The organism is Micromonospora sp. NPDC007271, from assembly GCF_040634005.1.
GTDB lineage: Bacteria > Actinomycetota > Actinomycetes > Mycobacteriales > Micromonosporaceae > Micromonospora.
Genome location: NZ_JBEYER010000183.1, coordinates 1 through 6,152, shown reverse-complemented (window position 1 = coordinate 6,152; position 6,152 = coordinate 1). Strand labels below are relative to the sequence as shown.

The 6,152-nt window shown below is 68.5% G+C and carries 5 protein-coding genes and 1 pseudogene; 1 reads left to right on the top strand and 5 read right to left on the bottom strand.

The features are described 5' to 3' along the window. The first annotated feature begins 636 nt into the window (after window positions 1-636). The gene (locus ABZ570_RS33400; RefSeq protein WP_358072089.1) at window positions 637-894 is read left to right on the top strand and encodes a hypothetical protein; all 258 of its coding nucleotides are present in this window, start codon (window positions 637-639) and stop codon (window positions 892-894) included. 319 nt (window positions 895-1,213) lie between these two features. Here the strand turns inward: ABZ570_RS33400 and ABZ570_RS33395 are convergent, their stop codons facing one another. The 5 genes and pseudogenes from ABZ570_RS33395 to ABZ570_RS33375 form a co-directional block, all read right to left on the bottom strand. Beyond that, the gene (locus ABZ570_RS33395) at window positions 1,214-1,660 is read right to left on the bottom strand and encodes a hypothetical protein (protein ID WP_358072087.1); all 447 of its coding nucleotides are present in this window, start codon (window positions 1,658-1,660) and stop codon (window positions 1,214-1,216) included. Between the two features lie 11 nt (window positions 1,661-1,671). Beyond that, window positions 1,672-2,016, bottom strand: a complete 345-nt coding sequence (locus tag ABZ570_RS33390) for a PadR family transcriptional regulator (protein WP_358072085.1) — start codon at window positions 2,014-2,016, stop codon at window positions 1,672-1,674. Window positions 2,017-3,035: 1,019 nt separating this feature from the next. Next, window positions 3,036-3,225: pseudogene (locus ABZ570_RS33385) on the bottom strand (IS1380 family transposase); the annotation flags it as partial. Between the two features lie 217 nt (window positions 3,226-3,442). Beyond that, the gene (locus ABZ570_RS33380) at window positions 3,443-4,534 is read right to left on the bottom strand and encodes a cyanophycinase (protein ID WP_358072091.1); all 1,092 of its coding nucleotides are present in this window, start codon (window positions 4,532-4,534) and stop codon (window positions 3,443-3,445) included. 333 nt (window positions 4,535-4,867) lie between these two features. After that, window positions 4,868-6,152 (bottom strand): hypothetical protein (locus ABZ570_RS33375; RefSeq protein ID WP_358072083.1); only part of this gene is annotated, 1,285 nt, incomplete at its 5' end.

Genomic DNA, 6,152 nt, shown 5'->3' with positions numbered 1-6,152 from the left:
GCCGGCCCGGCCCCGGCCTGCTGGCGACCTCCGGCCGGCATCGGCCGGGCCGGCCACGCTTGGGGACGACACGATCAGAGGACCTCGGCGCTCTGCCCCGAACCCGGCCCTCCTCAGAGATGCCGCCGCGGATCACCTCGCCGGGCACCACAAGGGCTACCAGCCTCCCCGGACGGGGCCAAGGTCGTTCGTCCGGTAGGGCGCTCCACCTTGTCCCCGTCCGGGGAGGCTGGACGGTCTACGACTGCCCGACGAGGAGATCCGCTCCCAGCCAGGAAGCCAAACCGATCGATGCATGGCACGCTAATGCCGTGGCGGAAACGAGGAAATCGGTGTGGTTCCGTATGACTCGGAAGCAGCGCGTGATCTGGGCCGCCGCACTGTGCGTGGGGTTAGCAGGGATCGCAGTGGGCTTCGCCCTCAACCCTTCACTCGGGGGAATCATCGCGTCGGTATCCACGCTCGTCATGATCTTTACGTCGAAACTCGCCCCACCGGATCCCCCAGGCTGAAGGTGACTGGACCAGGAGCGGCGCCTGCCAGGCGAAGGATGGCTAGAGCCTCGTATCTGGTGGATCTTCGAGCTGGGGCTAGGCAACTCGGCGTAGCCCCGTGATGAGTGCGAGGATCGCCAATATGAGGCCGACCAAGGACCCGTGGTGGCAGACAGCGAAGACGCCGAAGCAGGGTTTCATCATGGGAGGTTTTTGGCTCTTCCTGGCCCTGGGGTGGGTGGTCGCTGCCATCGGACAGCCCAAGCTGTGGCCTTGGATCTTTGCCGCTCTATGGGCGGTCGGTGGTGTGGCCTATCTGGTGCCAGCCGTGCTGCTGCGGCGGCGGCAGCGCTCAGCTGAGGATGGGCCAGGTCGGGAAGCCGGGGTCCTGCCGGATTGAGGCGCGTTTGGCCAGTCACTCGCCGGCCGCAGTCTGGAAGCCACGTGTGAGAGCCACCGGGGCGGACTGCAGTGGCTGTACAGCCATCCGTACAGCCAAGCCGGCCGACGGGCACGGTCCGAGGTCGGCATCGGGCGACGCGATGAGCAGATCAACGTCAGTCACCGACGCTGGCCGACAGAAGGCTTGATCTTTGCAAGGCAGGGGCAAGGAGGCGATACCTCCGGTGTTAGTCATCAACGTCGGCCATCGGCTGACGTTGATGCCATGAAAAACCGCATCCTCCGGCACAGTTGTTGGCCCCTGCCTTGCAACCGCCTCAGCCGGTCTGGCTCGGTTGGGCCGGTGACGAGGCACCAGGCGCGTCGACACGCTCGACATGCGGCTCCCGCTTGCTAAAGAAGAAGAGCCCGAAAACTCCGGCGGCGATGCATGCGGCCAAGGCGACACCCAGTACCGCCACGACCGCGATCCATACCCGAGCGCTGGATCGACGTTGCGGAACCTGGCTGTTCGCTGCGGGCGTTGATGCGGGCTGCGGCGGCTCGTCCTGTCTGGCTTCAGCGACGATGCTCGCTGGGTCACCGAGCCGGTCGAGTATCGTCCGGACGTCGGCCTCGGTCTCCGGGTCCAGCTCTGCCCGGGCCGTCGTAATGTGCTCGCGCAGGTCGGCCAGCAGGTCCTCTCGGCGCTGCGGTGACAGATCCGCGCCGGCTTGGGCGACCGCCCCGAGGTAGTTGTCGACGAGGGCGTCGATCGAAGTCATCGCTGCTCCATTTAGGGTCGGCGGTCCGTTCCGACGACGCGGTCGACAGCGTCGCGGAAGGTCGTCCATTCGGATCGGAAGTGATCGAGCGCGGTGGCGCCCTCGCGGGTGAGCGAGTAGTAGCGGCGTGGTGGCCCGGCGGGGGATTCCTGCCAGGATGTGGTGACCCAGCCGACCCGGCGCAGCCGGGACAGCAGGGGATAGAGGGTGCCCTCGCTGGTCGTAAGCGCAATCTCGGCACCGAGTTCGCGCACCAGTTCCACGCCGTAGCGCTCGCCGTCGCCCAGTAGCGCCAGGACGCAAAACTCCAGCGTTCCCCGGCGCAGCGCTGTGGCAAGTGCGGTCTGCTGTTCCACGTGAACATAGTACCTTGTGCCACAAGGAACCCGCCACCGCCATCATGCCCAGGTGCTCCCTTGCCCGTCGGTACCCGACGAAGATCAGCTAGTACAACGCCAGTACAGATGAGCGCCGCAGAAGCTGTGAAAGGTCGAGAGGCGGTGTTGGGCTCGGCCGAGGTTGGAGCGCCGATGAATCCGCTTCCACCCGATGCGAGCCAGGTTCGCGGCTTAGGGGTTCAAGTCCCCTGGGCTCCACCAGCACCAACACCGGCTGATCTTGCTGCGAGTACAGCCATCCGTACGCCAAGCGGTCACGCCGTCCCCTCCCCGCCCAGCACTCGATCGACAGCTGAGGCAGCCTGCCATCCGCGTGCCAGTAGGCTCACCACCCCACCGCGCAGGAATAGCCGCCAGCAACTCTGGCGGACGAGGCTAGACCGTCAGCAGCCGCCTATCGGACTTCCGATGGCGCGCTTCGGCCCGGGGCGCAACGACCGATCGCTCGTGCCGAAGAAGCAGCGACGGACACACCAAGCAATCGCAGTCCTCGTCATGAGTCAGCGCATCGCAGATCAGGCAGGTGCAGTTCGGGTTCCCGGGAAACGGGCACTCCTGGTAGACCTCTTCCGCCGGCAGCGGCCACGCCATGCCATCGCGATACTCGCTCCTGAAGCGTCGCTGGACGCGTACGGCACCCACGGTTGCGCCTGGGCTACGCTCGATCTGCATCGGTACTTCGTTTCGCGAGGGATCCAGATGCGTTGGGGTCACATCCGTTGCAGCGGCGTGTGACCCCGCTTCCTTCATGTGGTTGTCATCCGGCATCAGCGCCAGAGGGGGATGGGCGGCCCCAGCGGCTGATGGCGGAGCGGGAGTAGCCAGTCAGCTCCTCGATCCGCCGGTACGGTACGCCGACGGCGATCGCGTGCTGGACACGCGGCCGTAGGTGTCCGTCTACCCGGCGCAGCTCAACAAGTCGCAGGCGTTCCGCACCGAGTCCGGCAATCCTGGTCAGCGCTGCCACCTGGTGCCCGGCCGAACCGGCAGGCCTGGTCACACAGCACCGCCAGATCCGCGATCGCCTCAACCGCCGCCGGCGAGCCTCACCGCCACATCGGCCGCGACCCGGCCAGGGTCATGACCCGCCCGCCGGACCCGCAGCGGCGCTGAAGCATCACCGAACGCGCTGGTCAACCCCGTGACATCAGGCAGGTCGGCTAGCAGCGGCGCCATGGTGATCCGCTCGGTCGTGGACACCCTCGAAGGCACCGCCGTCGCCACCCCTATTACGGCCAAGGCCAGCCGGAGGGGCGGTCGAAGACTGGCCCCACCCGGCACCAGCCATGATGCCCCGCGCCCAAGCGGCGCAGGGCATCCTCCCGCCGGCCCTACGGCCTTGCGGCGCACCGGTCTCGTGCGGTGCGGGTGCGACGCAGGCGGCTCACTCCGACTGGATCGACATCGTCAGGTCGGTGAAGGACGCGGAGCCGGCCCCGCCGGCGGTGTACGCGCGGAACGAGGCACCCTTGGTCAACCGCACCACGAAACGCGGATCGGCCTGGGCGGTCGTGCCGGTCGTGGTGGTGGACTGCCCGGCGTCGGCGAGATCGAGCGCGGCGTCGCGCAGCGCGTACGAGCCGAACACGTTGGTCGACGGCGGTGCTGCGGCCCGATCCTGCGGGACTGTCAGCGTGCTCGTCGCACCCTTCGTGATCTGCCACCGGCCGGGATCGTAGCTGTCGCCGTCGGTGAGGTAGCTCCACCGGACACCACTTATCGACCAGTACCCGCCGATGGTGTCAACCTGGGCCGAGCGCAGGTCGAAGACCGACACCCCGTTCGTGCCCACCACCCGGGCGGTCTCCCTCGCCGTTCCGGCTCCGCTGACGACCAGCGCGGTGTTCTCACCCACCCCGTACACCCGGTCGTGTCCGGTGTCGGCGGCGAGCCGGAGCGAGCGCCCGTTTCGGCCCCGCGCGTCGAAGTGGGTGTCGACGAGGCCGGAGGTGAAGAAGTTGAAGCCACCGGCGGGCCAGTAGCCGAGGATCTCGTCGGTGTCGTAGTAGCCGGGCTGGGCCCCGTCGCGAACCCCGTAGTAGCTCGACCCGCCGGTGATCATGTCGGAGCCGGCGAGGATCTGCATGCCGGCGCTGGTGCCGGCGACCGGCGCGCCGGCTTGGAAGCGTTGCCGGATCGCGGCCAGCACCGCCCCGTCGGAGCCGTCGGCGTGGATCATGGACGATACGTAGCGGAACTGGTCGCCACCAGCGAAGAAGAACCCGGTCATCGATGCGGCCAGCGCGGCGTTCGCCGCATCGTCGCCGCTGCCCTTCTTCTTCGTGCTCACCGGGATCCAGGTGACCTCCGCGGCCCCGTATCGCTTGAGGACCTTGCCCACCTGGTTGGCGGCCCCGTGGGGCGTCGCCGAGGACGCGCTCAACACTCCGATTCGCGCTTCGGCGCCACCGGCCTGTCGGACGAACTCCCCGTAGACGGCGCTGTTGTCGTCGGCGAGAGCGCCGCCGATCAGCATCACCTGCCCTGGTCCGCTCGCCGGTCCAGCGGGGTCGGCGGATGCGGCTTTGCCTGGTAGGGCCGCGGCGGCCACGGCGATGATCAAGGCAGTGAGTGACGGCAGAAGCTTGGGCCGGGTCATGGCACCCGACGCTAGACAGCCGCACGACAGGCGTCAAGAAGCGTCGATGACCTGTTCCGCCCCAAAGACAGACTCGGGGCATCACCGGCGCCCGCTGGGGTCTGGCCGAAGCCAAAGCCGTCATGCGGCCCATTGCCGCATCCAAATATTCGTATTGTGGACGATACGCCGCCCCTCCGTGGACTACCCGCCGGCCAAGGTTCTCGGCTTTCAGCTGGTTGGGCCGTCGATGAGGCGGCGTAGCGCGTGCCCGGCCGCGGGGAGTGCGAGTCGCATTGTGTGCGCGGCCAGCCGCATTGCCCACCAGGTGAGGGCAACGAGGTATCCGACGATGAGCGCCCCGTGGGTGTTGTAGGTGAAGACGATGGCGTAGCCGATGGCGAGGCCGGGTGCGGTGATGGTGCGGATGGTGCGGCCTCGGCTGGCGGTCAGGGCCGTGGCGACGCCAACGAGCGCGGCTCCGGCGCTGCCGAGGAGGCCGGGCATGCCGGTCAGGTCGACCGGTGGGGTGAGTGTGAGGGCGGCTCGCATGAGGTAGATGCCGATGGTGGCGATGGCGGCGTGGGTGGCCGCTGGTCGGGTGCGTGCGAGCCAGGCGGGCAGGGCGTGGGCGGGGATCCGGGGTGCGGTGGCGGCGATGGCGGCGGCGCAGACTGCGAGGGGTATTGCGGCGCCGAGTGTCCATTTCAGGTATGGGCTGTAGTCGAACCGGACGGAGGTGCCGGTGGCGAGGCCGTAGAGGGCGGCGGTGACTGCGCCGCCGATGGCGGCGGCGAGGTATCCGCGTCGGATGAGGCCGCCGGTCGCGGGTTCCGGTGATGGTGGTGTGGCGGGTGCTGCGGCGAGCAGGGTGGTGGGGGCGAGGTGCGCCACGGCGAAGGCGGTGAGCACAGCGAGTGCGCCGGCGGTGCCCAGTTCGGGTAGGGAGGTGCGGACGCCGACGACCCGGAGAAAGAGGGTGCTGATGTCTGCGGTGAGGATCGCTTGGAGGAGCAGGGTGAGGGAGCAGGCGCCGAGCAGGATGGCGCTGGTCAGGTCACGAATGCGGAGTCGGACACGCGGCAGGTGGGCGTCGGCGGCGGTGGGTGTGGGGTGGTGTGGCGTGGTGAGCGCCAGGGCGCCGTCGGTGAGCGCGTGGGACTGGTCGGCGAGGACAGCCGGTGTGAGGCCGGTGGCTGTGGCGAGCCGGTCTTGCAGGCCGGGTACGGCTTCGGTTTGGCGCAGGACGACGCCGGCCAGGTGTTCGCGGTCGATGTCGGCCGCGTCGAGGATGTCACGGACTTCGTCGTGAACCCTGTCGAGGAGGGGTTCCGCGGCGTTGGCGACGTCGTCGAGGGTGATGACCGTGGGCTTGCGGGGTGCGGGGAGCAGCACCGGTGCGCGGTCCTGGGTTGCCAGGAGGTGTCTGGCCTGGCGGACGGATTCCAGCAGTGCTCGGTTGTCTCGTTCCTGCGTCGGCTGGGCTATCTCGCCTCGTCGCGGGTTGTCGTGGTCG